This window comes from Bartonella sp. B41 (assembly GCF_053795765.1).
Genome location: NZ_CP200037.1, coordinates 638338 through 664662, shown reverse-complemented (window position 1 = coordinate 664662; position 26325 = coordinate 638338). Strand labels below are relative to the sequence as shown.

Below are 26325 nucleotides of genomic sequence, written 5' to 3'. Positions count from 1 at the left end.
AAAAGCATTTGTAGCGCGTGTGAAATGATATAATTAAAGGTAAAAACTATGCACCGTTACCGCAGTCATAATTGTGCTGCTCTTCGTAAATGCGATGTTGGAACAAAGGTTCGTCTTTCTGGATGGGTTCACCGTGTTCGTGATCATGGTGGAATTCTCTTTTTGGATTTACGTGATCATTTTGGAATTACACAAATCGTCATCGATCCTGCTTCTCCCGCTTTTAAGATTATCGAGAAGGTGCGTTCTGAATGGGTTATTCGTGTAGATGGGGACGTATGTGCGCGCTCCATTGAAGTTATTAATGCATCTCTTCCAACAGGAGAGATTGAAATTTTTGCAAAAGATATCGAGATTCTTTCAAAATCTGATGAGCTTCCTTTACCTGTTTTTGGTGAGCCTGATTATCCAGAAGATATTCGATTAAAGTATCGTTTTCTTGATCTGCGTCGGGAAACTATGCACAAAAACATAATGCGTCGTACTGAAATTATTGCTGCCATTAGACGGTGTATGCAGGATAATGGTTTTACAGAATTTACTACTCCACTTTTAACTGCATCCTCTCCAGAAGGGGCACGTGATTTTTTAGTTCCAAGCCGTATTCATCAAGGAAAGTTTTATGCATTACCGCAGGCACCGCAACAGTATAAGCAATTGTTGATGATGTCTGGTTTTGATCGTTATTTTCAAATTGCTCCATGTTTTAGAGATGAGGATCCACGGGCGGATCGTCTTCCAGGTGAATTTTATCAATTAGATGTTGAGATGAGTTTTGTTGAGCAGGAAGATGTTTTGGCGATAATGGAGCCCATTATACGTTCTGTTTTTGAAGAATTTGCGAACGGAAAGTCTGTAACACAAAGTTTTCCTCGTATTTCGTATAATGAAGCGATGCGAAAATATGGCTCTGATAAACCTGATTTGCGTAATCCAATTGTTATGGAAGATGTGTCTCTACATTTTTACAATTCTGGTTTTAAAATTTTTGCGCAGATTTTAGCAAACGATAAAAATGCACAGGTTTGGGCTATTCCAGCTAAAACAGGTGGAAGTCGTGCTTTTTGTGATCGCATGAATGGGTGGGCACAGAGTGAAGGACAGCCTGGGCTTGGTTATATTTTTTGGAGAGAAGAACAAGAAAAGTTTGAAGGGGTTGGGCCTATTGCTAAAAATATTGGTGAGCAGAGGACTGAAGCTATTCGTTTACAACTTGGTCTTAAAAGTGGTGATGCTTGCTTTTTTGTTGCTGGAGATCCGAAGAAGTTTTCATCTTTTGCAGGGGATGCACGTGCACGAATAGGAGAAGAATTAGATCTTGTTGATCGGGATTGTTTCTCTTTAGTATGGATTGTGGATTTTCCATTTTTTGAATGGAATGAAGATGAAAAAAAAATCGATTTTGCACATAATCCTTTTTCTATGCCTCAAGGCGGAGAGAGTGCTCTTGATAACGATCCTCTTACTCTTAAAGCTTTTCAATATGATCTTGTTTGTAATGGTTATGAGATTGCATCTGGGGGGATTCGTAATCACTCACCGGAAATGATGCTTAAAGTTTTTAATCTTGCGGGTTTTTCAAAAGAGATTGTGGAAGATCGCTTTGGGGGGCTTTATCGTGCATTTCATTATGGAGCTCCACCACATGGTGGTATGGCGGCTGGTATTGATCGTATTATTATGCTTTTGCAAGGGGTAAAAAATTTACGTGAAATTTCATTATTTCCTATGAATCAGCAAGCATTCGATCTTTTGATGAGTGCTCCGTCTGATGTTTCTTCTACCCAATTGTGCGATTTAGGAATTCGGATGACTCCTATTGCTAAAAATAGTAGTTAATAAGATTAATTGCTATGGTGCGTTGATGCTCAAAATTCTTATTTTTTACGTTTTGTAGAACCTATTTTGTGTTCACACGAAGCGTGATGGTAGGAAAATAGGTCTTTGAAGCGAATAGAGAAAAATCTCTGTATGTAATAATAATTCGATAAATTTTTATAAAAAGGTTATTGTTCTACCGGATGATAAAGTCTTTAAAAGACATGCTCATAAGTACGATGTTGCTGTTCTTTTTCTCAATTACAAAAGCTAAATCACTAATTATTTATATAATAAGTTTGTTTGTGATTATGTGTCTACACGAACAAGCACCTATGATAAGGTTGTAGTCAGTCTTAAAATTTTAATGAAATCTTTTAGGATTGAACACGTCTTATTTTATATAAAAGGCAAAGAGTAAATTTATTATCTGGATAATTGACCTTAAGAGAACAAAATTTACGGATTAGTATGAATGATTTTATTTCCAATATTCTCTGATGTATGCACAGAAGGTTGTAAGATATACAACAGAAAATCTCTAAAGGATTTTTGTATAGTTAAGCGCAATGATTTTTATTCTAGTAATACTTATATTATTGTACAATAAAATCAAATAAGACATTATTTATTAACGTTTTTACTATATTTATATCGTAGATAAATCTTAATCTATATTACTATTTATATTATATTTATACATCTATTATCATAGTATTATTTTTTAGAGTATTGTCATATCATATAAATATATTTTGTGTATATTTACTAATATTTAAATTTTATAACTAAAATAATACTATATAATTGTCTATTTATAAAATAAATTATTTTAAATATAAGTATTAAATTTTATTATTCATAAATTAGCTATTACAGATAATATCTGAAGTATTTTTATTCAATACTAAAATAAATAGTAGAACGCTAATTTTGAAAAAAAATCAAATTGATATAACCTTCTGTTCATGTTTTAATCGTAGCGTGTGTCTCTGCGTAATTCATTTATGAAAGATTGCATTTAGAACACTTTGTAGAATAGAATAATTATTATCATCTTAAGAATTGCTTTCTTAGTTATGTCTGACGAAATAATTTTACCTTTTGATAAAGAACATATTGAGCCAATAGAATTACGCTCTGCTTTACAGGAACGTTATTTGGCTTATGCGCTTTCCACCATTACACATCGTGCATTGCCTGATTTACGTGATGGATTGAAGCCTGTACATCGGCGTATTATTCATGCGATGCGTTTGCTCAAGCTTAATCCTCAGCAATCTTATGCTAAGTGCGCGCGAATTGTTGGTGATGTCATGGGAAAATTTCATCCTCATGGTGATGCGTCTATTTACGATGCGTTAGTGCGCTTAGCACAGAGTTTTTCTGTTCGTTATCCATTGGTTGATGGACAGGGAAACTTTGGAAATATTGATGGTGATAATGCTGCTGCTATGCGTTATACGGAAGCGCGTATGACTGAGGTAGCTGAGTTACTACTTGAGGGAATTAATGAAAATGCTGTCGATTTTCGTTTAACTTATAATGAAGAGGATGAAGAGCCTGTTGTTTTACCTGGATCTTTTCCTAATCTTTTAGCTAATGGTTCTTCAGGAATTGCTGTTGGAATGGCGACATCTATTCCACCTCACAATATTGTTGAGTTATGTGATGCAGCTTTACACTTGATTTCTTATCCTGATTCTAATGATGAAGAGATGAGTAAATTCATTCTTGGCCCCGATTTCCCAACAGGAGGTATTTTAGTTGAATCTAAAAAGAGTATTGAAGAATCTTATCGTACTGGGCGTGGTTTTTTTCGATTGCGCTCGCGTTGGCATCAGGAACTTGGAAGTCGGGGGTCTTATGTAATTGTTGTTACTGAAATTCCATATCAAATTCAGAAAGCACGTCTTGTTGAAAGAACAGCAGAATTGCTACTTGCTCGTCGTCTGCCAATGCTTGAAGATATTCGAGATGAATCGGCAGAAGATATCCGTATTGTTCTTGTTCCCAAAAATCGTGCTGTCGATTCTGAGCTTTTAATGGAGTCTCTTTTTAAGTTAACTGATTTTGAAGTGAGATTTCCTCTCAATCTTAATGTATTAACTTTGGGAAAAGTTCCTAACGTTCTTTCTTTGCGTGAAAGTTTGCAACAATGGCTTTCACATCGTCAAGATGTTCTTATTCGTCGCTCAAGGTATCAACTTGATGAGATTGATCGTAGGTTGGAAATTTTACATGGATACCTTATTGCATATTTAAATCTTGATGAAGTAATTCGAATTATTCGTGAGGAAGATGATTCCAAAACGGAGCTTATGATGCATTTTGAATTAACGGAAAATCAGGCTGATGCAATTCTTAATATGCGGTTACGTTCTTTGCGTAAGCTTGAAGAATTTGAGATTCGCAAAGAATTTGAAATTTTGAAGGATAAAAAAGAAAAATTACAAAATTTATTGATTTCTACTACTAAGCAATGGAAGATAATTTCGGAAGAAATCAGAAAAATTCGTACAATTTTTGGGCCAGAAACTTTTTTAGGGAGAAGGCGAACAACATTTGAAGAGGCTCCGAAGCGTGATATCGATGATATTAATCAAGCAATGATTGAAAAAGAGCCTGTCACTATTGTTATTTCTGAAAAAGGGTGGATGCGTGCATTGAGAGGGCATTTAAGTGATTATAAATCACTTTCTTTTAAGGATGGCGATTGCTTGAAGTTAGCATTTCCGGCATTTACTACAGATAAAATTGTGGTGGTAAGTACTGGTGGAAAATTTTTTTCTATTATTGCTAACGGTTTACCTGGGGGACGTGGGCATGGAGAGCCAATTCGTATTTTGGTTGATATAGATGATGATCAGGATATTCTAACAGCTTTTGTGCATTCTGTGCAGAGAAAACGGCTTTTGGTTTCGTCCTGTGGCAATGGTTTTATTGTTCCTGAAGTTGAAGTAATTGCTAATACCAGAAAGGGAAAGCAAGTTATGAATGTAAGGTTTCCTGATAAGGTGAAACTTTGTATTCCAATCGAAGGTGATCACGTTGCGTTAATTGGAGAAAATCGTAAAATGCTCATTTTTGCTATTGAGCAAATACCAGAAATGAATCGTGGAAAAGGTGTGCGACTGCAACGTTATAAAAATGGAGGCATTGTCGATGCTAAAACCTTCAATTTGTCAGAAGGTCTGAGCTGGAAAGATACAGCTGAACGTAGCTTTAATCGTCAAGCTGATGAACTTGCTGAATGGATGGGTGTACGTGCTGGGGTAGGGCGGTCACTTCCAAAAGGATTTCCAAAATCAGGAAAGTTTACCAATTAGTTGATATACATAATCTCTTGATGACTTGAGAACATGAAAATTGTGTGTTTAATTTTTACATTTTTTATCTTCATTAAACATTGTACTGTTTGAAAAGGCGCCCATTCTCTGCCCATAAGATAAAAATTATGGCTATGATGCTTAGGAAGAAAAATCCCGCAGCATTCGGAGTTGTTGTTTCATTAAATTCCTGCGAAATGAGAAAAGAAAGACCTGCAGCAATAGAAGTTTGAAGAAAGCCAGAGACAGAAGCTGCGGTTCCAGCCATTTCTCCGAGAGGTTCAAGAGCGAGCGTATTAAAATTTGCCATCATGCTACCGCATGCAAACATTAGTATGCATTGTAGCAGCATGTAAAAATAGAAGGGAATAACACCATCTGTTAAGATGGCGCTGATGAACCAAACACATGAAATAATGCAAAATAACAGGAGCATGCTGTGGGAAATACGTCGCATTCCGATGCGTCCAACAAATAAGGAGTTTAAGAAAGATGACATAATTTCGAATGCAGCACCTGCTGCAAAAGCAACAGGAAACCAAAGCCCTAAATTATATATTTCTTCATAAATTTGTTGTGATGTATTAATTGTAATAAATAGGCATCCCAATATAATGGAAGCAGCGAGCGTATAGCAAAGACTAGAACGATTAGTGACAACAAATCCAAGGTTATGTCTAACTGAAGAAAATGAAAGAGAGCGCTGCACATGGAGGGTTTCTGGTAAGCGCAGATAAATCCAAATTGTCAAGGAAAAACCAATAATGGCCATGAATGCAAAAATAAATTTCCAACTTACAAATAGCAAAATTATTTGTCCCGTTGCAGGTCCAATCATTGGTGCAATGAGGAAAACCATCATAACTATAGATATGACTTCTGCCATTTTGCGACCGCTATAGATGTCGCGTATAACAGAAATCGTAAGCACACGCATGGCTGCTCCTCCAACTCCCTGGAAAATGCGCAGAACGAGCAGTGTAGGCAAACTTGATACAAACGCACAACAAATTGCTGCAAATGAGTAAAAAGCAAGACCAATAAGGATGAGTTTACGTCGTCCATAGCGATCGCTTATGGGACCAAAAAATATTTGTGAAACGCCATAACTTATAAGATAACAAGAGATAATATAATGCTGATGATTTTCGTTTGTGACATGCAGATTTTTTAAAATATCAGGCATAGCTGGCAGCATAATATCAATGGCTATGGAGTTAATAGTCATAAGTGCTGCAAGGATAATGACAAACTCTTTATACCCAATCTTTTTTTTAATTGCATCTATGTGTTTTTGTCTGTCTATTGAATGTGGCATGTAAATATTTGAGAAATAAAAAATTCGTTAAATAACAGGTTACAAAAATTTAAAATATAACTTCGTAGAGGTTAAAACATATAAAGGATTTCCTATGATAGGTTAAAAGAAATGTTTTTTTCTTTCAAAAGATGTTGTAGCTCATTGTTTTGAAACATTTCTTTAACGATATCACAACCACCAACGAATTCACCTTTCACATAAAGTTGTGGAATAGTTGGCCAATTTGAGTAATCCTTTATTCCTTGACGCAATTCACCAGAAGTTAAAATATTAATTCCTTTATAGCTCAATCCCAAATAATTAAGAATTTGGACAACTTGTCCAGAAAATCCACATTGCGGAGATTCTGGTGTTCCCTTCATGAACAAAATGACGTCATTTGTTTTAATTTCGTTATCAATAAAATCATGGATATCTGTCATTTTTATTCCTCAGTTAGAGATTTTTTAGAATATATCTTGTCTAATCGCATTAACAAAATGAATGCAAGAAATTTTTTGTATTATTCAGGAACGTTTGTTTGAAGTGCTAAAGCATGAAGCAAACTTCCCATATTACCTTTGAGAGCATTATAAACCATTTTATGTTGCTGAACACGATTTTTTCCTCGAAAACTTTCTGAAGTAATTTCTGCTGCGTAATGTTCACCATCTCCGGCAAGATCATAAATCGTTATTTTTGCGTCAGGAATGCTTTCACGAATAAGAGATTCAATTGTATGTGCGCTCATAGCCATGGTTATTCTCCTTATGATCTGTTCACTCTCTTATATAAGAAAAATATAAGACTGATGAAAATAGATAACTATTTATTTTTTTCCATAAATTCTGGAAACCAACTCTCATAAGTGTGTGTTAATTTTGATATTGAAAAATTTAGTACATCTTTTATATCAAGTGCGTCACCTTCAACTTTACCAAGTTCCATCACATTGATTTTATTTGTTTGCGCAAATTCTTTAAAGCTGTCAAGCATATCAGGCTTTATGGCTAACAGATAGCGTCCTTGGTCTTCGCCAAAAAGTTCAGCATGATGTGGTGACTTATTGCTTAATTCTACTTTTATTCCTTTCCCTGCTTTGATTACCATTTCTGCAAGAGCGATAGCCAATCCTCCGTCGGAAAGGTCATGGGCAGCGCGTATAAAATTACGATTGATACTCTCTCTAACAAATTTTCCATGTTTTTTTTCAATTTGTAAATCCACAGGAGGAGGGGCTCCTGTGTCAATATTTATAATGTTATGTGCATAGATTGATTGTCCTAGATGTGAACCACAAGATCCAACTAAAACAATAATATCGCTGTTTTGCATACCATCGATTGTTACCATTTTTGACCAATCATCAAGGATACCTACACCGGCTATTGTTGGGGTAGGAGGAATTGCTCTCCCGTTAGTCTCATTGTAGAGAGAGACATTTCCAGAAACGATTGGAAACTCGAGTACCTTACAAGCTTCACCAATGCCTTTAATGGAAAACACCAATTGTCCCATTATATCAGGTTTTTCAGGATTGCCAAAATTAAGATTATCTGTGACAGCTAGTGGTGTTGCACCTGTTGTACTTAAATTACGCCAACATTCTGCCACAGCTTGTTTCCCACCTTCGTAAGGATCGGCTTCGCAGTAGCGAGGTGTTACATCAGAGGAAAATGCAAGTGCACGCTTGCAGTTATTGCTGATGCGTATGATTCCTGCATCACCTCCTGGGCAAACAAGGCTATTTCCTTGGATAAGCGTATCATACTGTTCATAAACCCACCGCCGTGAGCTTTGATTAGCAGAGCCAAGTAACGTAATAAGTGCATCTCCAAGATTTTCAACTTTTTTTATTTCTCCTGCTTTAAGTATAGGTTTTTTATCCGGCTCTATCCAAGGTCGATCATAAACAGGAGCTTCATTACCAAGCTCTTTGATAGGAAGGTTGACTACTTCTTTTCCCTTATGTAGTACGCGGAAACGCAGATCATCTGTTGTCTTTCCAATAATGGCGAAATGAAGTCCCCACTTATAAAAAATTTTAGCTGCTTTTTGTTCCATTTCTGGCTTAAGAACCATGAGCATACGTTCTTGGCTTTCAGAAAGCATCATTTCGTAAGCTGTCATGTTTTCTTCACGAACAGGAACTTTATCAAGATTTAGCTCTATTCCAAGATTTCCCTTGGCTCCCATTTCAACTGCGGAAGATGTTAGACCTGCTGCTCCCATATCTTGAATAGAAACGATGGCTCTAAGTTCCATTAATTCCAAACATGCCTCAAGAAGGCATTTTTCTGTAAAAGGATCACCTACTTGAACAGTTGGGCGTTTTTCATTAATTGAATCATCAAATTCAGAAGAAGCCATTGTTGCTCCACCAACACCATCACGTCCTGTTTTTGCTCCAAGATAAACAACAGGGAGGTTTACTCCTTGTGCTTTGGAGTAAAAAATAGAGTCTATTTTCGTAATACCAGCAGCAAATGCGTTAACAAGAATGTTGCCGTTATAGCGCTTATCAAAATTAACTTCTCCACCAACAGTTGGTACACCAAAAGAATTGCTGTAACCACCGATTCCAGAAACAACACCATAAACAAGATGACGTGTTTTCGGATGATTTGGATCTCCAAATCGTAGTGCGTTCATTGCGGCAACAGGGCGAGCACCCATCGTAAAAATGTCTCGCAGTATGCCACCAACACCCGTTGCGGCACCTTGATAGGGTTCAATATAAGAAGGGTGATTATGACTTTCCATTTTAAAAACAACGCAATAACCATTTCCAATATCAACAACACCAGCATTTTCACCAGGGCCTTGTATGACATATTGCCCTTTTGTTGGTAAAGTTTTTAGCCATTTTTTAGATGACTTGTAGGAACAATGCTCGTTCCACATTGCAGAAAAAATACCAAGTTCAGTAAATGTTGGTTCTCTACCAATTAAAGTTAAGATACGCTGGTATTCATCAGTTTTTAAACCGTGCTGTGCAATTAATTTTGGTGTTATGGTGATATCATCATGAGGATTCATAGGTATTTTATTCCATTAAATTAATTAAAATTTAGCGCTTATTTTTTGAAATCTAGTTGCTTTGGTTATGAGAAATTTTGTTTTTTGAGAACAGGTTGATCGATAACTACATGAGTAGAGGTTTCACTTCATATTTTGGAGCTATTTTATACTAGTAGTCGATGAAAAAATCAGTAATCCACAGTGGTATCCATTATTATGGTCATTTATTTGTCAATTCTAAAGCACTTTGAAAAAGCAAACGACCATCCGTTCCTCCATGTGCAGCTTCAATAAAGTTTTCAGGATGAGGCATCATACCAAGGATGTTTCCCATTTCATTCATAATACCAGCAATATTTTTTACGGAACCATTAGGATTTGTATTTTCTGCATAGCGAAAAACAATTTGTCCATTATTTTCCATTTTCTTTAATGTTTCATCATCCGCAAAATAATTTCCATCATGGTGTGCAACAGGACAACAAATAGTTTGCCCTTTAAAATAATATCTTGAAAATCTAGTAGTTGCATTAACTACTTCAAGTTTTACTTTACGACAAACAAACTTTAAAGAAGCATTGCGCATCAGAGCACCAGGTAATAATCCAGCTTCTAATAAAATTTGAAATCCATTGCATATGCCTATCACCGTGACACCTTTTTGTGCCTTCTCACGAACAGCTTGCAAAACTGGCGTTCTTGCAGCAATAGCACCACACCTCAGGTAATCGCCATAAGAAAACCCACCAGGAATAACAATTACATCTACATCTGGAATTGTTGTATTTGTTTGCCAAATTTTTAATGGCTCAACTCCCGTTATATGCTGTAATGCTGCAACCATGTCTCGATCGCGATTTAATCCAGGTAATTGAATGATAGCGGTTTTCATAGAAGGAGGCACTCAAAGAAGTTTTATTGTATAAGTTTCGACGATAGTGTTTGCAAGTAATTCTTCGCACATCTGCTTAAGTCTTTTTTCTGCAGTTTCAGTCGGCATGTCGTCAAGTACAATATCAAAGACTTTTCCTTGGCGAATCGATTGAACTTCACTAAAAGATAAGCTGTTCAAAGCAGTAACAATGGCTTTTCCTTGAGGATCAAGGACGCTTTTTTTTAAGGTAATAGTAATGCGTGCTTTCATTCTTATTTCCTGTCGCTAAGAGATATCCTTTCTTTTATGAAGGATCTCCATACTGAAAAGGATGATATATTACGTCATCTTCATTTTACTAAAACTGGGCCGCTTGGTCGCAGGGGCTCTTTTTCATTTATGAGACCAAGGCGTTTTGCAACTTCTTTGTAGGCATTGATAAGCCCTCCCATATCACGACGAAAACGATCTTTATCCAATTTTTCTTTTGTTTGCATATCCCACAAACGAGCAGAATCAGGGGAAATTTCATCAGCAAGAACGATACGCATTGTCTCTCCTTCCCACAAACGGCCAAACTCTATTTTAAAATCAATTAATTGAATATTAACGCCTGTAAAAAGCCCAGAGAGAAAATCATTAATGCGAATTGAAAGCTGCATAATATCCTCTAATTCTTGTGGAACAGCCCATCCAAAAGCAGTAATATGTTCTTCAGTCACTATCGGATCATTGAGGGAATCATTTTTGTAATAAAATTCAATGATAGATTGTGAAAGGGAAGTCCCCTCTTCTAATCCTAAACGTTTAGCAAGAGAACCAGCAGCAACGTTACGAACAACAATTTCCAAGGGAATGATCTCGACTGCTTTAATAAGTTGTTCGCGCATATTTATACGCTTGATAAAATGTGTTGGAATACCTAAACGGCCAAGATGACTAAAAATATGTTCCGAAATACGGTTATTTAAAACTCCCTTTCCATCGATAACTTCATGCTTTTTTGCATTAAAGGCAGTTGCATCATCTTTAAAAAATTGGATATAGGTTCCTGGTTCTGGGCCTTCATATAAAATTTTTGCCTTGCCTTCATATATACGGTGGCGACGATTCATTTTTATTCTCTACTTGTTTGAGAAGTCTTAAAGTAATTATTAATAAGTGATACTATCCTAGTTAACAAAAATTCTCAATGATTGCTGTAGTAATTCTTGCAATTTTATTGTCTCTATTTTTTGAAAAAACAAGACTACATAGGAAAAACGAGGAAATTGTCTTAAAATTAGGTCAAATTTTTGCCAAGAAGTGAGAAAGCACCATCAACCCTTCAGGCCAAGGACCATGACCGGATTCTATATTGATGTGACCAGATTGTCCAGCGTCCACGAAAAAAGATCCCCAATCATGTGCAAGATTTTTTGCTACTGAAAATGAGCAAAATTCATCATTTCTGCTTGCTATGACCACAGAAGGAAAAAGCAATTTTTTGCGATTGTATGGACCAAATGTCTCCAAGTGTTTTTGACGTATTTTTTTATTGGTTATATCTGGAGGTGCAACTAAAAAAGCACAACATACTTTTTTTGTATTCTGTATGCTTGCATGGAGAGATGTAGGAACCCCTAAAGAGTGGGCAATAATAGCAACGGGTCTTTGAGCTTGCGCAATGGCGATTTCAACTTTATTGACCCAGTCTTCACAAACAGGCTTTGACCAATCATCTTGTTTTACACGGCGAGCTGTGGATAACTTTTGTTCCCAGCGAGTTTGCCAATGTTCGGAACCAGATCCTTTATAACCAGGTACAATGAGAATATCGAGTTGATTTGCTTTCATAAATTGTTTTCTTCATTATAACGTATTGTATCTTATAGAGAAAATGAAATATATTTATTTTTCAGCATGCAGTTTTTCTTCTGATCCAAAGACACGTTCAAAAATTGTGTTGACATGTTTTGTATGATAGGAAAGGTCAAATTTTTTACGGAGTTCTGATTCATTTAAAACTTTTGTAACGTCTTTGTCATTGAGCAATTCCTCTAAAAAGTTTTTCCCTTGTTCCCAAACTTTCATGGCATTTCGTTGAACAATTCTGTAAGAATTTTCACGGCTCATTCCAGCTTGTGTAAGCGCCAAAAGAACCCGTTGAGAATGAACAAGACCACGAAATTTATCAAGGTTTTTTTGCATATTCTCTGGATAAATAATTAAGTTTTCAATTACCGATGTTAGTCTATCAAGAGCAAAATCAAGGGTAATGGTAGCGTCAGGGCCAATATAACGCTCAACGGATGAATGAGAAATATCACGTTCGTGCCAAAGTGCTACATTTTCCATGGCAGGTATTGTAAATGCGCGTATCATTCGTGCCAATCCAGTTAAATTTTCTGTTAAAATTGGATTACGCTTATGCGGCATGGCGGAAGACCCCTTTTGTCCAGGTGAAAAATACTCTTCTACTTCAAGAAGTTCCGTTCGTTGCAGATGACGTATTTCTACAGCCAATCTTTCAATAGATGAAGCAACGACACCAAGTGTTGCGAAAAACATAGCGTGTCTGTCGCGCGGTATAACTTGGGTAGAAATCGGTTCAATACGCATGCCTAATGCTTTCGCCACGTGCTCTTCAACGTATGGATCAATATTAGCGAAAGTTCCTACAGCTCCCGATATTGCACAAGTAGAAATCTCTTCACGTGCGGTGAGAAGACGTTTGCGACAGCGTGAAAATTCAGCATATGCGAAAGCAAATTTAACACCAAAAGTTGTTGGTTCAGCATGAATTCCATGACTACGTCCAATAGTGATGGTATTTTTATGTTCAAAAGCACGCTTTTTCAATGCTTCAAGTAGTCTGTCTATATCTTTGAGAAGAATATTGCTGGCACGCATTAGCTGAACATTAAGCGTTGTATCGATGATATCTGATGATGTCATGCCTTGGTGAACAAAACGAGCTTCTGGACCAATAAATTCGGCTAAGTGTGTTAAAAATGCGATAACATCGTGTTTTGTAATCGATTCAATTTCATTAATGCGATTTATATCAAATTTTGCTTTAGTTCCTTTTTCCCAGATAATTCTCGATGCTTCTTTAGGAATGATACCTAATTTAGCTAGTGCGTCACAGGCATGAGCTTCAATTTCAAACCAAATGCGGTATTTTGTTTCTTGTGACCAAATCGCTACCATTTCAGGACGAGAGTAACGTGTTATCATAATTTTTTCCTTATTGTGAAGCTATTGCGGTTTGACGTAGTGCATTAATACGTGTTTTATAAATCTCTTTGTTTCCATTTTTATAAATTGCGGAGCCTGAAACAAACACATTGGCACCAGATTTTGCAGCTACTCCAATGGTATCAACAGTGATACCTCCATCGACTTCAAGATCAATAGGCCGATTAGCGATCATTCTTTTAATACGTTTAATTTTGTCTTCCATTCTCGGAATAAAACTTTGACCTCCAAAGCCTGGGTTGACTGTCATAATTAGGATAAGATCTAATTGGTCAAGCAAGTAACTCAGAACATCTTCTGGTGTACTTGGATTGATTGCAATTCCTACTTTTTTACCCATTGCTTTAATTATTTGTATTGAACGATGAAGATGAAGAGTTGCTTCTGCATGAATTGTTATAATATCAGAACCGGCTTTTGCGAAGGCTTCAAGATAAGGATCTACTGGCGTGATCATTAGGTGAACGTCAAATGTTGCTTTTGTTAATGAGCGCAGTGCTTTGATAACATCTGGTCCAAAAGTGATATTAGGCACGAAATGTCCATCCATGATGTCAAAATGGATCCAGTCTGCTCCAGCATCAACAACATCTAACACTTCTTGTCCAAGTTTTGAAAAATCAGAAGCTAAGAGTGAAGGCGAAATAAGATAAGGACGAAGCATTAAAATCTCCCTGATTGGCTCTGCTTTAGCATGTAGTTCTGTATGTTAAAATATTATTTGTGTTATGATGTAAATAAGAATGTGTTATCAGTGTTTATTGAAATATTTCTTGAAATTTCACTTATATGAGTAAAAGGATAGATGCGATATGTAAAGCATGTTTAATACTTTGAATTCCAACATATTGTTATTTCTTCTTCAAGATCAAAGGTATCTTCTAAAATATTAGGATAGTATGAATTCGTTTTATAGATTCTGTATGTATTATGAATACTAAATGGTGTTCAAAAAAGGTGCGTTAAAGTTTTTTATTGACGATTTTTTCAAATACTTTTTGATTTATTAATGGGTCTCTTTATCGCAGTTCCCCTTTTGAATACAAGTTTTCAGATGCTGCTGAATGGGATATTTGTGCAAATTTTTGTCAAAAATTATCATGAGATGGTGACGTATTATGCAAAAAAATGGTTGAAAACTTAAACAGTGACTTTGCACATTTTTGTATATTGTTATAGAAAGAGGTTTTGCACTTGTGTTGATCGGTATTACACAATATATAGACCGCGCATACCATATATGGAGGTCTTATGGCATGAAAGAAAAGGTTGGTTGTCAATATAGTCCCAGTGAAGATGAACCTTTTATGAACGAGCAGCAAAAGGCGTATTTTCGTGCTAAGCTGATTTCTTGGAAAAACGATATACTGAGAGAATCTCGCGAAACTTTGGAAAATTTGCAGGAAGAGAGTGTTGGTCAACCCGATTTGACTGATAGGGCGTCTTGCGAAACTGATAGAACAATCGAGTTACGTGCTCGCGATCGCCAAAGGAAGCTCATTTCAAAGATAGACGCTGCTTTAGAGCGTATTGATAATGGTACTTATGGATTTTGTGAAGAAACTGGTGAGCCTATTGGTATAAAACGCCTTGAGGCTCGACCAATTGCGGTGTTGTCGTTGGAAGCACAAGAGCGTCACGAACGGCGTGAAAGAGTCTACCGTGACGATTAAAACTGACTGTATCGATAAGCAATAAAAAATATATGATCTATAAGTTTGATTTCTTTATTTGTTTTGAGTAGGTATAAATAATGAGGGCTCTTGTCGTCCTTCAATTTCTGCAGTTATTGCTGAATCTTCTAAATTTTGATGACCCATAAAAAGGTTAGAAGTACTATTTTGCATACGTCCTGTTTCATTTACAGGAAAAGATATTTTTTCTGTAAGGTCAGAGGGTAGGCTTGTTGCTGTTGTTGGTTGTTTTTCTCTCTTTTGCTTATAGGCACCTTGGGATGTGATGTGAGTTCCAATGATATTAGATTCTATGACAATATCTGTTGAGCCTCCAATAAGAATTAAGTGTTCTGTGTTATCACAGCGTATTAGAATAAGGCGATGGGTGCGATCGATTGCGATTGTATCGCATATCGTTAATCGTGGAAGAGGCTTCCTTTTATTTTTGTTGATTCTTTCCTTATTTAAATGACGTAAAAACATTATAATTACAGTGATAGCTGCAATGACTATTATGAAAAGTATAAAATTAAAAGCCAAGTCATCTGGAAATGTATCTATTTTATTTGATAACCAGTCGTGCATGTTATTTCTCCAATTTTGTAACGGAAATATTATTTTTCATTTATATAAACTTGTAAACATATTAAAAAAATCACTTAACATAATACAGTATAAGGTGTTTTCACATTGAGTAGCCAGTGTTCGGTAAACGATATGGTATATGCTTTCTAATAGCAATTACGGAAGTAATTTTCAGCATAAAAAAGTACCCCAATCAAGGCAAATAAAGATGGATAAAGGTTTTGAGAATATTAAAAAAGTATCATTGACTTCAGTAGATTGGAGGGTTGTGGTTTTTTGTTTGATTTTGACAACAGTTTTTTTACTCGTTATTGGTACGGTGGTTTTTTTTTATCCGAAGAGTTATTTACAAAAGGATATGTTGGTATCTTTTTTTGCTTTGATGGTTATAGGTGCTTCTTTATTCGTTTTGGTATGGATTGGAATTTTAAGGTATAGCGCAATAAAGTTGGACGATTGTTTTGATCTTAGTATCTTCAATAACACCGATGATGCAGTTGCACTCTCAGATTTATCGGGTTTTGTTTATTATTCTAATGAAAATTATCGAAAAATTTCTACTTACAGTCCTGAGTCTTCTTGTTACGCCGTTATTGCTGATCTTCCGGGTGCTGGCTCTCTTTCTTATCGCTTAAAAATTGCTGTGAATAATGATTCAACAGTTCAAGAAGAATTAAAGTTGGATGAACCAATTTTTATAAATTCTACACAAAAAAATCCTGTGTGCTACAATATCTCTGTTCAACCGGTGATAAAGAAAAAAAGAAGATTTTTATTTTGGCGTATTACTGATATTTCACGCATACAGGAACATCGTGAAAATTTTTTTTCGAACTTTCAGGAAGTGATTAATCACCTAAATCATTCTCCAGTTGGTTTTTTATCTATTGATACACAAGGTACAATTCTCTACGCGAATGCAGTTTTTGCTAAATGGTTCTCAATAGATTTGGTTCATTTTGCTGTTGGTCAGTATAATTTCGATAAGTTATTTAGTTGTGTTGAAATCAATGATTCATGGCATAATATCTGTTTGCAAAATAACAAATATCAGCGTTCAGGTTGTTCGACTCCTTATACGTTTTCATTATATTTGGATTTAGGGACAGATAATCAGAAAATATTGAATTGTTTTATGTGCTCTTCCTTTTTGGAGAATGAAGTTATTTATCGTATGGTGCTAGTGCCACAGAATATACGAAATAAAAAAGGGGATTTTCAATCATTACCAAAAGTGTTGCGGGAGTACTTCGATGTTTGTCCCTTTGCGATAGCAGCGATAAATCAGCAGGGACAGTCGGTTTATATCAATGCTGCTTGTTCAGCATTAATGGGATGTACGGATAAAGATGTTAATTTTTATGATCTTATATCATATCGCGATGGTGCGCAGCTAAAGCGTGCACTTCAAAAAATTAAAATCAATAAAAATTCGTCAGTTTCGATAGAAACGTTCTTAGAACATAATAAGGAGCGTTATTTTCGGCTCCATATTATGCCTTTGATGTCATATCACATTGATGAATTACAAGATTTGGTAATTATTTCTATCATAGAGATAACAGAGCAAAAAACGCTTGAAGATAAAGTAACACAAAATCAAAAAATGCAGGCTATTGGGCAATTAGCCGGTGGCATTGCCCATGATTTTAATAATGTTTTGACGGCAATTTTGATGTCCTGTGATCTTCTTTTAAATACGCATCGCAGTTCTGATCCAGCGTATGCTGATATTATCAATATCAAAAATAATGCTAATCGTGCTGCTGCGCTTGTACAACAATTATTGGCTTTTTCTAGAAAACAAATGCTTCGTCCTGAAAAAGTTGATTTTACAGAATTGTTATCAGATATTCGCAATCTCATTTTACCACTTTTAGGCAATAATATTCGGTTAAACATTATTCATGGGAGAGATTTGTGGAGCGTTGAAATTGATCAATCCTCTTTTCAACGTGTTATTATGAATTTGGTCATTAATGCGCGTGATGCTATGCCTGATGGGGGGGTTATTACGATTGCAACGAATAATATTACAAAACAGCAAAGTGCTGAATTTGATAATGTTGGTTTTGCGATAGGTGAGTATGTGCAGTTAACTATTTCAGATACGGGAACTGGTATATCAGATGCTGTGCAAGAAAAAATATTTGAACCATTTTTTACAACAAAGGAAGTTGGAAAAGGAACAGGCCTCGGTTTATCAATGGTCTATGGAATTATAAAACAAACAGGTGGTTATATTTACTGTGAGAGTAAAGAGGGGGAAGGAACTGTGTTTCATATTTTTCTTCCTCGTTATGTCCATGATACTGGTAATGGACTTTTGCGGAAGATTAAAAAAGTAGAAAATCAGGAAAAAAATACAGATTTAACAGGGTCTGCAACTATTTTACTCGTTGAAGATGAAGATGCTGTTAGAATGGGTGGAGTAAGAGCGCTTCAAATGAGAGGATACACTGTTTTGGAGGCTGCTAGTGGAATTGAAGCGCTTGCTGTTCTTGAAAAAAATAAAGGAACCGTCGATATTATCGTTTCTGACGTAGTTATGCCAGAAATGGATGGGCCAACTTTGCTTAAGGAGGTACGTAAAATTTATCCAGATGTAAAATTTATTTTTGTTTCTGGGTATACAAAAGATGCTTTTACCAAAAATCTTCCACAAGATGCTGCATTTAGTTTTCTATCTAAACCATTTACACTAAAACAATTGGCTTTAGAAGTCAAGAAAACACTCGGAGAGTAAAATAAAAAATTGTATCTTCTTAGATCTTTTGTGTAATTTACATCTTCAAAGGGATAAAAGTTGTTGTTGGGGATCTGTTGTTTTATCGTTTCCCTCAATGAAAGCTTTCAAGGCTTTTGGATATAGTTTATGTTCTGCTTTAAGAACCCGTTGAGACAAGCTCTCAACGGTATCATCTGGGCATACTGGAACTGCAGCTTGAGCAATAATTTTCCCTGAATCCATGTCTTCTGTTACGATGTGGACAGTGCATCCAGTAATTTTGACACCTGCTTGTAAAACTCTTTCATGGGCTTTTAAACCTTTAAATGAAGGTAAAAGAGATGGATGAATGTTTAAAATTCTTCCTTCGTAAAATTTTATAAAACGTGCTGAAATAAGACGCATATAACCAGCAAAGCAGATAAGATCTGGCTTATACTGAGCCAAAATCGTTAATATAGCTTCTTCGTGTGCTTCTTTTGTTGGATATTTTTTTTTATCAATAATGTGAACAGGTAAATTATTATTACGTGCTTTTTCAATGCCGGTAGCGTGGGGATTATCGGAAATAATGGCAATGATCTTAGCAGGATATTTATCTTGTTTGCTTGCTCTAGCTAGAGCAACCATATTAGATCCATTGCCAGAAATGAAAATGACAATTTGTTTTTTCATAAATGAAGTCTACCTTTGAGGATGATTCCATTATTTTGGCGTTTTGTTAAAACACCGAGTAAAGTAACTGTTTCTCCTTGTTTTTCAAGTTGTTGCATAATTTTTTGAGCTGCATGTTGCGCAACCATAATAACCATGCCAATACCGCAATTAAATGTTCGTAGCATCTCTTTTTTTTCTATTTTTCCTTGTCCAGCAATCCATGAAAAGATCTTTGGAACATTAATAGTGGAAAGATTAATTTCTGCGCAAAGGGATAACGGCAATACACGTGGAATATTTTCTAAAAATCCTCCACCTGTAATATGAGCAAGAGCTTTGATTCCTTCACAATTTCGGATAATTGGAAGAAGAGATTTTACATAAATGCGGGTTGGTGTAAGAAATGCTAAACCAAGGCTGGTATCTGGATTGAAAGGAGCTGGATCCTCCCATTTAAAGCCTCTTTGCTGAATGATTTTTCTAATAAGAGAAAAGCCATTAGAATGAATTCCAGATGAGTTAATACCTAAAATAATGTCACCTTCTATAAGATTTTTTGCAGGCAATAGTGCGTTACGTTCTACTGCTCCTACGGCAAATCCCGCAAGGTCGTAATCTCCTTTTGAGTACATATCAGGCATTTCAGCAGTTTCCCCTCCGATAAGAGCTGCTCCTGCTTGTTGGCATCCAGCTGCAATCCCTGAGATGATTGCAGTGCCCTGTTCAAGGTTAAGCTTTCCAGTTGCAAAATAATCGAGGAAAAAGAGAGGTTCAGCACCTTGAACAAGTAAGTCATTAACGCACATAGCTACGAGATCGATACCAACTGTATCATGAATACCTGTTTCAATGGCAATTTTTAACTTTGTCCCAACTCCATCATTAGCGGCTACAAGGACAGGATCTATAAACCCTGCCGATTTTAAATCAAATAGACCACCAAATCCACCAATTTCTGCATCCGCTCCAGCTCGTTTTGTCAAACGTATGTATGGTTTAATTTTTTCTACCATAGCATTACCTGTATCTATATTTACACCGGCATTTGCATAAGTAAAACCACTGTCAGATTTATTTTTGATTAGATGGTTGCTCATTCGAGGTTCCCTTATGGAAAATCAGATTTTGATATCATGCAATGCCATGATAGACTTATCTCTGCAAGAGGTATTGATATTTAGTATTTAAGAAATAAGTAATTTTGCTAAGAATTAAGTAGCTTTGTTTGATCTGTGTTGAAAAATCTTATAATCTTCTACAAGATTTTTTGGGGAAATATTTATGAGCAAGATACCAGAAAATCACGATGATTCTGCTTCAAGATTGAAAAAAAGAGCCAATAGATACAAAGAACATGGCCGTTATATGGCTCATGTTCCTGCATATGCTCAAGTGCCATTACCGAATAATATGAAAAAACAAATTTTTTTCTGGATCTGTACATCGATTCTTTTCATACTTTTCATGTTTGTTTTTGGATCAATTTTACTTCCTTTTGTAGTGGGGATAGTGCTGGCTTATTTTCTTAATCCAATTGTCCAATTACTTGAAAAGATAGGTATTCGTCGTGTTTTTGGTACTATTTTGATTACTTTATTTATCGTCGTTGTTTTCGTTGCTGCGCTAGTGATTTTGATTCCTATTATTAGTTGGCAAATACAGCAGTTTATGAGTAATGGGTTACCAGTTTATGTCGGTCGTATTCAAGCTTTTTTCTCTGAGCATGATTTTGGTTGGGTAAAACGTTATTTTGGAAGTGATCCAAGTGAATTGCAGAATAATATTAAGGGAATTTTAGGACAAAGCTCTGATTTTATTACATCTCTTTTAAATTCGTTGTTAAAATCTGGAAAATCTATAGTTAACATTATAAGTCTATTTGTTGTAGCACCTGTGGTTGCGTTTTATATGTTACTAGATTGGCCACGTATTGTTGAAGCGGTTGATTCGTGGATACCACGCGATCATCTCGAAACCGTTCGTAGTATTTTTCATGAAATGGATAGAGCTGTTGCTGGTTTTGTTCGTGGACAGGGAACTGTTTGCTTAATATTGGGTGGATACTATGCTGTTTGTCTTACAGTTACGGGACTTAATTTTGGTCTTTTAATTGGTTTGTTTATTGGTCTTATCAGCTTTATCCCTTATATTGGTACAATGATTGGTTTTGTATTATCTGTTGGTGTTGCGTGGGTTCAGTTTTATCCTGCAAATTGGGAGTGGATAGTTGTTATCATGACTATTTTTTTAGTTGGCCAATTTATCGAAGGCTATATTCTTCAGCCAAAACTTGTTGGTTCGTCAGTTGGACTTCATCCAGTTTGGTTGATGTTTGCACTTTTTGCTTTTTCTTCGTTATTTGGCTTTACTGGTATGGTAGTTGCAGTTCCTGCAGCGGCAGTTGTTGGTGTTTTGGTTCGCTTTGCTCTTCATACTTATCTTAGTTCTCAGATGTATTCGCAAAGTCAAAATTTGGAGATACTAAAATGAATAAGCCAGAAATTCAGTTGCCTTTAAATTTTTTTCATAAGCCTGTTTTTCAATTTGATGATTTAGTGGTGACGAACAGTAATCGTATGGCTTTTCAACTTATTGATCGCTGGCCAAATTGGAGATTGCCTGTTGCAGTTTTGGTTGGAAAAAGAGGATCTGGGAAAACACATTTTTCTAATGTATGGGCGCAAAAAGCTAATGCTTTAGTTGTTCATCGTGATAAAATTGATACGGCTGTCGTTGCTTCTTCTTTAGGAAGAGCATTTTTGATTGAGGATATTGACTCCGATGAAATAAATGAGACAGAGCTTTTTCATTTTATCAATAGTATAAAACAAGCAAATCTTTATGCAAGTAAGGCTACTTTATTGATGACTGCACGTACGTTTCCTTCCATGTGGAAGCTAAAATTAAGTGATTTAAAAAGCCGTCTTAATTCTGTTATGTTAGTTGCGATTGATCAGCCTGATGATGCGTTATTGACAGCAATAGCTTTTAAACTTTTTTCTGATAAGCAGATTATTGTCCATTCAGATGTTATTCATTATCTTGTGAGTCGTTGTGAACGCTCTTTGTTTTCGTTGAGGCGTGTTATTGATTCTATTGATCGATTAGCATTACAAAGAAAAAGAAAAATAACTCGTGCTGTAGTTGGTGAAGTTCTCAATATGCAAGTTTAGTAAATGTTTTTTTGGGGGGATAGGGGGGTATAAAATTTTTAATGCAGGGTGCTGCACTATAATCTCTGGGTCGGTGAGGTGAAATATTATACCTGCTAATTAATTTTTTTAAGAGCGATGGTAATTGTGGATTGTTTTTATAATTTCTATTAATAAATACATGGTTTAGAAAAAAAAAAAATAAAAGTGTGTTTTTCTCTTGCACTTCTATCATGAAAATTCTAGGGAATGTGCGTTAGATAAGCATAAGTGGCGGAGCGTAGCGCAGTTTGGTAGCGCACCTGATTTGGGATCAGGGGGTCGTAGGTTCAAATCCTATCGCTCCGACCATGTTTCTAGAGGATGTTTTAGAAAGTAATCGGATTGGGTACGTGTAAAAAATCATCATTGAAACGTTTTTGGTGATTTTGTAAAGGGAGAAAGAATCATGATTGCTCGTATTTACAGCCCTGCGAAAACGGCTATGCAGTCGGGCAGAAATCGTACAGAATCTTGGTTTTTGCGGTATGAGCCGGTTAATGCAAAGATGCTTGAGCCTCTTATGGGACATACAGCGACATTCGATATGAACAATCAAATAAAGATTCGATTTAATATGAAGGAAGAGGCGATTGCTTTTGCTTTAAAAAATGCTATTCCCTACCGCGTTGAAAAGTCGCATAAACCAGTTAGACGGATTATTTCTTATTCTGATAATTTTCGTAGTGATAGGTGTCAACCTTGGACACATTAATAGGGTATTATTGGAAGTTGAGAGAAAATGATCATTGGGTCCCGTAGCTCAGCTGGATAGAGCAACGGCCTTCTAAGCCGTGGGTCACAGGTTCGAATCCTGTCGGGATCACCACATTTAAATAAAATAAACAAATTGTATAGGAGTGTGGAATTTTTCCTGTCTATTCTGTTTCGTTGTGTAATTTTTGGGGCTGTATTAGCTGTATTAAGGGTTATTTTCTATGTTTAGCTGAATTTCTGTTTTTTGTGAGTTTATTCTGCTAAAATAAGGATATCAAATGTGTATTTCTGGTAGATTTTAAAAGTTTTTTCATTGGTTTGAATAAAATTCAAAACGAATTATTTTTACTATAAAATATACAATATGAATAAATACTTATTTTTATCTGTATTTTTCATTTTTGTAAGAAAGAAAGTTTAAAAGAAATGATTGTCAGGATATATAGAAAGTGTTTGTGTTCGTGTGTTTTTACAGCGACAGTTGTTTTTTATTTTTTATCAAACATAAATGTTAAAGCATATCCTGATCAAAAAGTACCATTTTTGTGTGAAAGAAGGACGCTACCTTATAGATGCAATGATGGTAAAAATCATATAATTAGCAATGGAGTGTATAGTTTTACAGAATTTTCTAAAAAGGAAAGGGGAGAAGAAGACGATTTTTTTACGTTACCTCATGTCATAATAGCGCAGGGGGCTGGTACAGCTATACAAGCGATGAATATGCAAATTAAAGGTACTTATGGTGTATTGGCATCAAAAATGGGAAAAATAATCCTAAAGGATTCAATTTTTGAGAATGTGCCAATAGGTTTGGTGGCCGATGATGGAATAATTGAGGTAAACGGTGGATCAATTGGAGCTTCAAAGCTAGGTGTTTATGCTGAAAATCAAGGATCATCTGTTATTTTAAAAGACGCAAAAATTAATGTGGAAGGTCAAAAAAATAATAGAGGAGTAGCTCTTTTTAGTAATAGTAGTGCGAATATTAAGATGACTGGTGGATTAGTTGATGTGGTAAATGCTGATGCACTTTATGTTTCCTCAATGGGTAGTATAACTTTAAAGGGAGTTACTATTGCTGCAAAAAATAAAAAAGCGTTTGGTGAAGAAAAAAATTCTCATGCAGCTTTAAATATAAATCAGTCTTCTTCTATTGATTTGAAAGATATTAAGATTCTTTCTACCGATGTTCAGGCTTTGAGGATTGGATCAGATGCTAATGCACAACAACTAAGAGTTGATTCAGGAAAAAACATTTTAGTTTCTCGGGTTAGTATTGAAGATTCGATCATTAAGGTAATTGGAAATACGTGTGGCATGTGTTTGGATATGGATAATGGAGAGGATGATCGTAGATCAGGCGTTGTTTTTTTTAAAGGAGTCAATTTTGAAGTGTTGGCAGGAACGGCCATTCGTAGCAGTAGAAGCAATGGCTACATTGCTGCGTTAAATGGTACAAATATCTCTGGTGATTTATTATTAAAGATTGAAAATAGGTCTTCTATGGCGTTTTTAATTGATTCCTCTTCACTTACAGGAGGGGCACGTGTTTCTGATGATTCCATTGTTGAACTTTATTTTACTGGAAATTCAAAGTGGCTTCTAACAAAGAAGAAAGAGAGGGATGCGCAAGACAAAAATCATATAACTTCTTCTATTTCATTTGTAAAACTTACTGATAGTTCTATTGCCTTCGAAACTCCAACATCTCCAATATATCAGATACTTCGCATTGGGAACGGATCAGGAAAAGTTTATAGTGCGCAAGGTGATGCACATCTTCATTTTAATACGTATGTTAACAGTGATGGATCTTTTGATGACCAAAAGACTGATAGGTTGTTGATTCACGGAGATGTTTTTGGAAAAAGCACAGTTCATGTGCAAATTATGATGGGAAATCAAAAAGAGTCTGGAGATAAAAAAAAATCTCAAGATGTTTCGATCATTCAAGTTTTGGGAAAAGCACAGGAAGACTCTTTTCTATTAAGTGGTGGTTATATAGCGCTAGAGGGTTTTCCTTATCAATATTATCTTCGTGCGTATGGTCCAAATTCTTCTTTTGGGAATGCACATGCTTCCAAAAAATTAATTGAAGGTAGTGGGGAGTTCTGGGATTTTCGTCTTGAGAGTAGATACATTCAGCCTGATAAGGGTTGGTTTACTATTCCTGATTCCAAGATCATTTCTTACTTAAAACCAAGAGTAAGAGAGGTTGTTCCGCAAGTTCCAACCTATCTTCTTTTACCAAATTTTTTGTTTCATGCTGGTTTAGTTGATATACGAAATTGGAATAAGCAGATTAAGTTTACACGAAGTAATTTTAGTAACTTATTGAAAATAAATAAAAATTCTTCATTTTCTGTTCATAGTTATAGTAGTAGAAGCCATTATAATTCAAGCCTATCTGCACGTGAGTATGGCTATGGGGGAGACATTGATTATAATGCCATAACGACAGACCTTTTATTGAGAACGATTGAAAATACATCCAATACTACATCTTTTGGGGTTGCGGGGACTTATGGAAGACTCTTTCTCCGTCCAAAAGACGTTAAACAAAGTCAAAAAAGTACATTTGATAAATGGTTGCTCACAACGTACGGTAGCGTGCAATATGATAATGGTTTTTATATGGAAAATTCTTTATCCTATGGCTTGTTTCAAGGTGATGTTTTCACCCTTGCACGAGGTAAAACAGCAACATTAAAAGGAGATGTTCTTAATATTTCATTGTCTTCTGGTAAAGCATCTATAATAGGATCTTCAGATTTTATTTTTGATCCACAAATTCAAGTTATTTATCAACAGCTAAAATTTAATAAGGCACGTGATATCGGTAATTTTGATATCGAAGTTGGGAATCCTAGTCAATGGGTGATGAGAGTTGGTGGACGTTTAACAAAGAATTTTGTAGAATCTGAAAGAGATCGCGTTGTCTCTCTTTATGGTAAAATCTATTTTGCAGGTGATTTTGGGAAAAAGAGAGTTGTGTATTTAAAAGATACTTTTCAGTTAGGATCCTTTGGATCTTCTTTAGAAGCTGGTATTGGCATCCATTCTAAATTATCTCAAAAAATTGTATTTCAAGGCGATTTTTTATACCAAAGTAGTCTCACAAAAGGTGGTTTTTCTGGAGTTCATTTTTCTGGTGGATTACGTTATTATTTTTAGATTATCCTTCTA

General features: G+C 35.6%; 21 protein-coding genes and 2 tRNA genes. 10 read left to right on the top strand and 13 right to left on the bottom strand.

The features are described from left to right. The first annotated feature begins 48 nt into the window (after positions 1–48). Both aspS and parC read left to right on the top strand, forming a co-directional pair. Complete coding sequence (gene aspS, locus V4P54_RS02810) at positions 49–1839, top strand: aspartate--tRNA ligase (RefSeq protein WP_455477616.1); 1791 nt, start codon at positions 49–51, stop codon at positions 1837–1839. 1058 nt (positions 1840–2897) lie between these two features. Next, entirely contained in the window at positions 2898–5147 is a 2250-nt protein-coding gene (parC, locus tag V4P54_RS02805; RefSeq protein WP_455477615.1) for a DNA topoisomerase IV subunit A, read from the top strand. A gap of 73 nt (positions 5148–5220) precedes the next feature. On the opposite strand, the gene V4P54_RS02800 is transcribed toward parC, so the two are convergent. The 10 genes from V4P54_RS02800 to rpe all read right to left on the bottom strand — a co-directional run bounded on the left by V4P54_RS02800 (position 5221) and on the right by rpe (position 14246). Continuing rightward, positions 5221–6465, bottom strand: coding sequence for a multidrug effflux MFS transporter (locus V4P54_RS02800; protein ID WP_455477614.1), 1245 nt, complete (start codon positions 6463–6465; stop codon positions 5221–5223). A gap of 92 nt (positions 6466–6557) precedes the next feature. Continuing rightward, the gene (gene grxD, locus V4P54_RS02795) at positions 6558–6890 is read right to left on the bottom strand and encodes a Grx4 family monothiol glutaredoxin (protein WP_455477613.1); all 333 of its coding nucleotides are present in this window, start codon (positions 6888–6890) and stop codon (positions 6558–6560) included. 80 nt (positions 6891–6970) lie between these two features. Then, positions 6971–7204 carry a BolA/IbaG family iron-sulfur metabolism protein gene (locus tag V4P54_RS02790; protein WP_455477612.1) on the bottom strand — a complete coding sequence of 78 codons (234 nt, stop codon included), beginning with the start codon at positions 7202–7204 and terminating at the stop codon, positions 6971–6973. 68 nt (positions 7205–7272) lie between these two features. Further along, a complete protein-coding gene (gene purL, locus V4P54_RS02785; protein ID WP_455477611.1) occupies positions 7273–9486 on the bottom strand; it encodes a phosphoribosylformylglycinamidine synthase subunit PurL in 2214 nt (737 codons plus the stop codon). A gap of 202 nt (positions 9487–9688) precedes the next feature. After that, entirely contained in the window at positions 9689–10360 is a 672-nt protein-coding gene (purQ, locus tag V4P54_RS02780) for a phosphoribosylformylglycinamidine synthase subunit PurQ (protein WP_455477610.1), read from the bottom strand. Positions 10361–10372: 12 nt separating this feature from the next. Then, the gene (gene purS, locus V4P54_RS02775) at positions 10373–10612 is read right to left on the bottom strand and encodes a phosphoribosylformylglycinamidine synthase subunit PurS (RefSeq protein WP_455477609.1); all 240 of its coding nucleotides are present in this window, start codon (positions 10610–10612) and stop codon (positions 10373–10375) included. A gap of 80 nt (positions 10613–10692) precedes the next feature. Further along, complete coding sequence (purC, locus tag V4P54_RS02770) at positions 10693–11457, bottom strand: phosphoribosylaminoimidazolesuccinocarboxamide synthase (protein WP_455477608.1); 765 nt, start codon at positions 11455–11457, stop codon at positions 10693–10695. A 172-nt stretch (positions 11458–11629) separates the two neighbouring features. Next, positions 11630–12178, bottom strand: coding sequence for an RBBP9/YdeN family alpha/beta hydrolase (locus V4P54_RS02765; protein WP_455477607.1), 549 nt, complete (start codon positions 12176–12178; stop codon positions 11630–11632). Positions 12179–12232: 54 nt separating this feature from the next. Beyond that, the gene (gene purB, locus V4P54_RS02760) at positions 12233–13561 is read right to left on the bottom strand and encodes an adenylosuccinate lyase (RefSeq protein WP_455477606.1); all 1329 of its coding nucleotides are present in this window, start codon (positions 13559–13561) and stop codon (positions 12233–12235) included. Positions 13562–13571: 10 nt separating this feature from the next. Next, on the bottom strand, positions 13572–14246 hold the full coding sequence (gene rpe / locus V4P54_RS02755; protein WP_455477605.1) for a ribulose-phosphate 3-epimerase: 675 nt from the start codon (positions 14244–14246) through the stop codon (positions 13572–13574). A gap of 592 nt (positions 14247–14838) precedes the next feature. Here rpe and dksA point away from each other — a divergent pair. Continuing rightward, entirely contained in the window at positions 14839–15255 is a 417-nt protein-coding gene (gene dksA / locus V4P54_RS02750) for an RNA polymerase-binding protein DksA (protein ID WP_455477604.1), read from the top strand. Positions 15256–15309: 54 nt separating this feature from the next. Here the strand turns inward: dksA and V4P54_RS02745 are convergent, their stop codons facing one another. After that, positions 15310–15843, bottom strand: a complete 534-nt coding sequence (locus tag V4P54_RS02745) for a flagellar biosynthetic protein FliO (RefSeq protein ID WP_455477603.1) — start codon at positions 15841–15843, stop codon at positions 15310–15312. Positions 15844–16051: 208 nt separating this feature from the next. On the opposite strand from V4P54_RS02745, the gene V4P54_RS02740 reads away from it, so the two are divergent. Continuing rightward, complete coding sequence (locus tag V4P54_RS02740; protein ID WP_455477602.1) at positions 16052–18589, top strand: ATP-binding protein; 2538 nt, start codon at positions 16052–16054, stop codon at positions 18587–18589. A gap of 45 nt (positions 18590–18634) precedes the next feature. Here the strand turns inward: V4P54_RS02740 and purN are convergent, their stop codons facing one another. Both purN and purM read right to left on the bottom strand, forming a co-directional pair. After that, positions 18635–19246 (bottom strand): phosphoribosylglycinamide formyltransferase, encoded by a 612-nt coding sequence (purN, locus tag V4P54_RS02735; protein ID WP_455477601.1) that lies wholly within the window; start codon positions 19244–19246, stop codon positions 18635–18637. Continuing rightward, positions 19243–20325 carry a phosphoribosylformylglycinamidine cyclo-ligase gene (gene purM, locus V4P54_RS02730; RefSeq protein ID WP_455477600.1) on the bottom strand — a complete coding sequence of 361 codons (1083 nt, stop codon included), beginning with the start codon at positions 20323–20325 and terminating at the stop codon, positions 19243–19245. The genes purN and purM overlap by 4 nt, the downstream gene beginning before the upstream one ends. A 184-nt stretch (positions 20326–20509) precedes the next feature. On the opposite strand from purM, the gene V4P54_RS02725 reads away from it, so the two are divergent. The 6 genes from V4P54_RS02725 (at position 20510) to V4P54_RS02700 (ending at position 26313) form a co-directional block, all read left to right on the top strand. Beyond that, on the top strand, positions 20510–21718 hold the full coding sequence (locus V4P54_RS02725) for an AI-2E family transporter (protein ID WP_455477599.1): 1209 nt from the start codon (positions 20510–20512) through the stop codon (positions 21716–21718). Continuing rightward, positions 21715–22401, top strand: coding sequence for a DnaA regulatory inactivator HdaA (gene hdaA / locus V4P54_RS02720; RefSeq protein WP_455477598.1), 687 nt, complete (start codon positions 21715–21717; stop codon positions 22399–22401). Before V4P54_RS02725 ends, hdaA begins: the two co-directional genes overlap by 4 nt. Before the next feature lie 253 nt (positions 22402–22654). Further along, positions 22655–22731: transfer RNA gene (locus tag V4P54_RS02715), tRNA-Pro, on the top strand. A 97-nt stretch (positions 22732–22828) separates the two neighbouring features. After that, a complete protein-coding gene (locus tag V4P54_RS02710) occupies positions 22829–23134 on the top strand; it encodes an ETC complex I subunit (protein ID WP_455477597.1) in 306 nt (101 codons plus the stop codon). A gap of 37 nt (positions 23135–23171) precedes the next feature. Further along, positions 23172–23248, top strand: a tRNA-Arg gene (locus V4P54_RS02705). A gap of 314 nt (positions 23249–23562) precedes the next feature. Next, positions 23563–26313, top strand: a complete 2751-nt coding sequence (locus tag V4P54_RS02700; protein WP_455477596.1) for an autotransporter outer membrane beta-barrel domain-containing protein — start codon at positions 23563–23565, stop codon at positions 26311–26313. Positions 26314–26325: the final 12 nt, after the last annotated feature.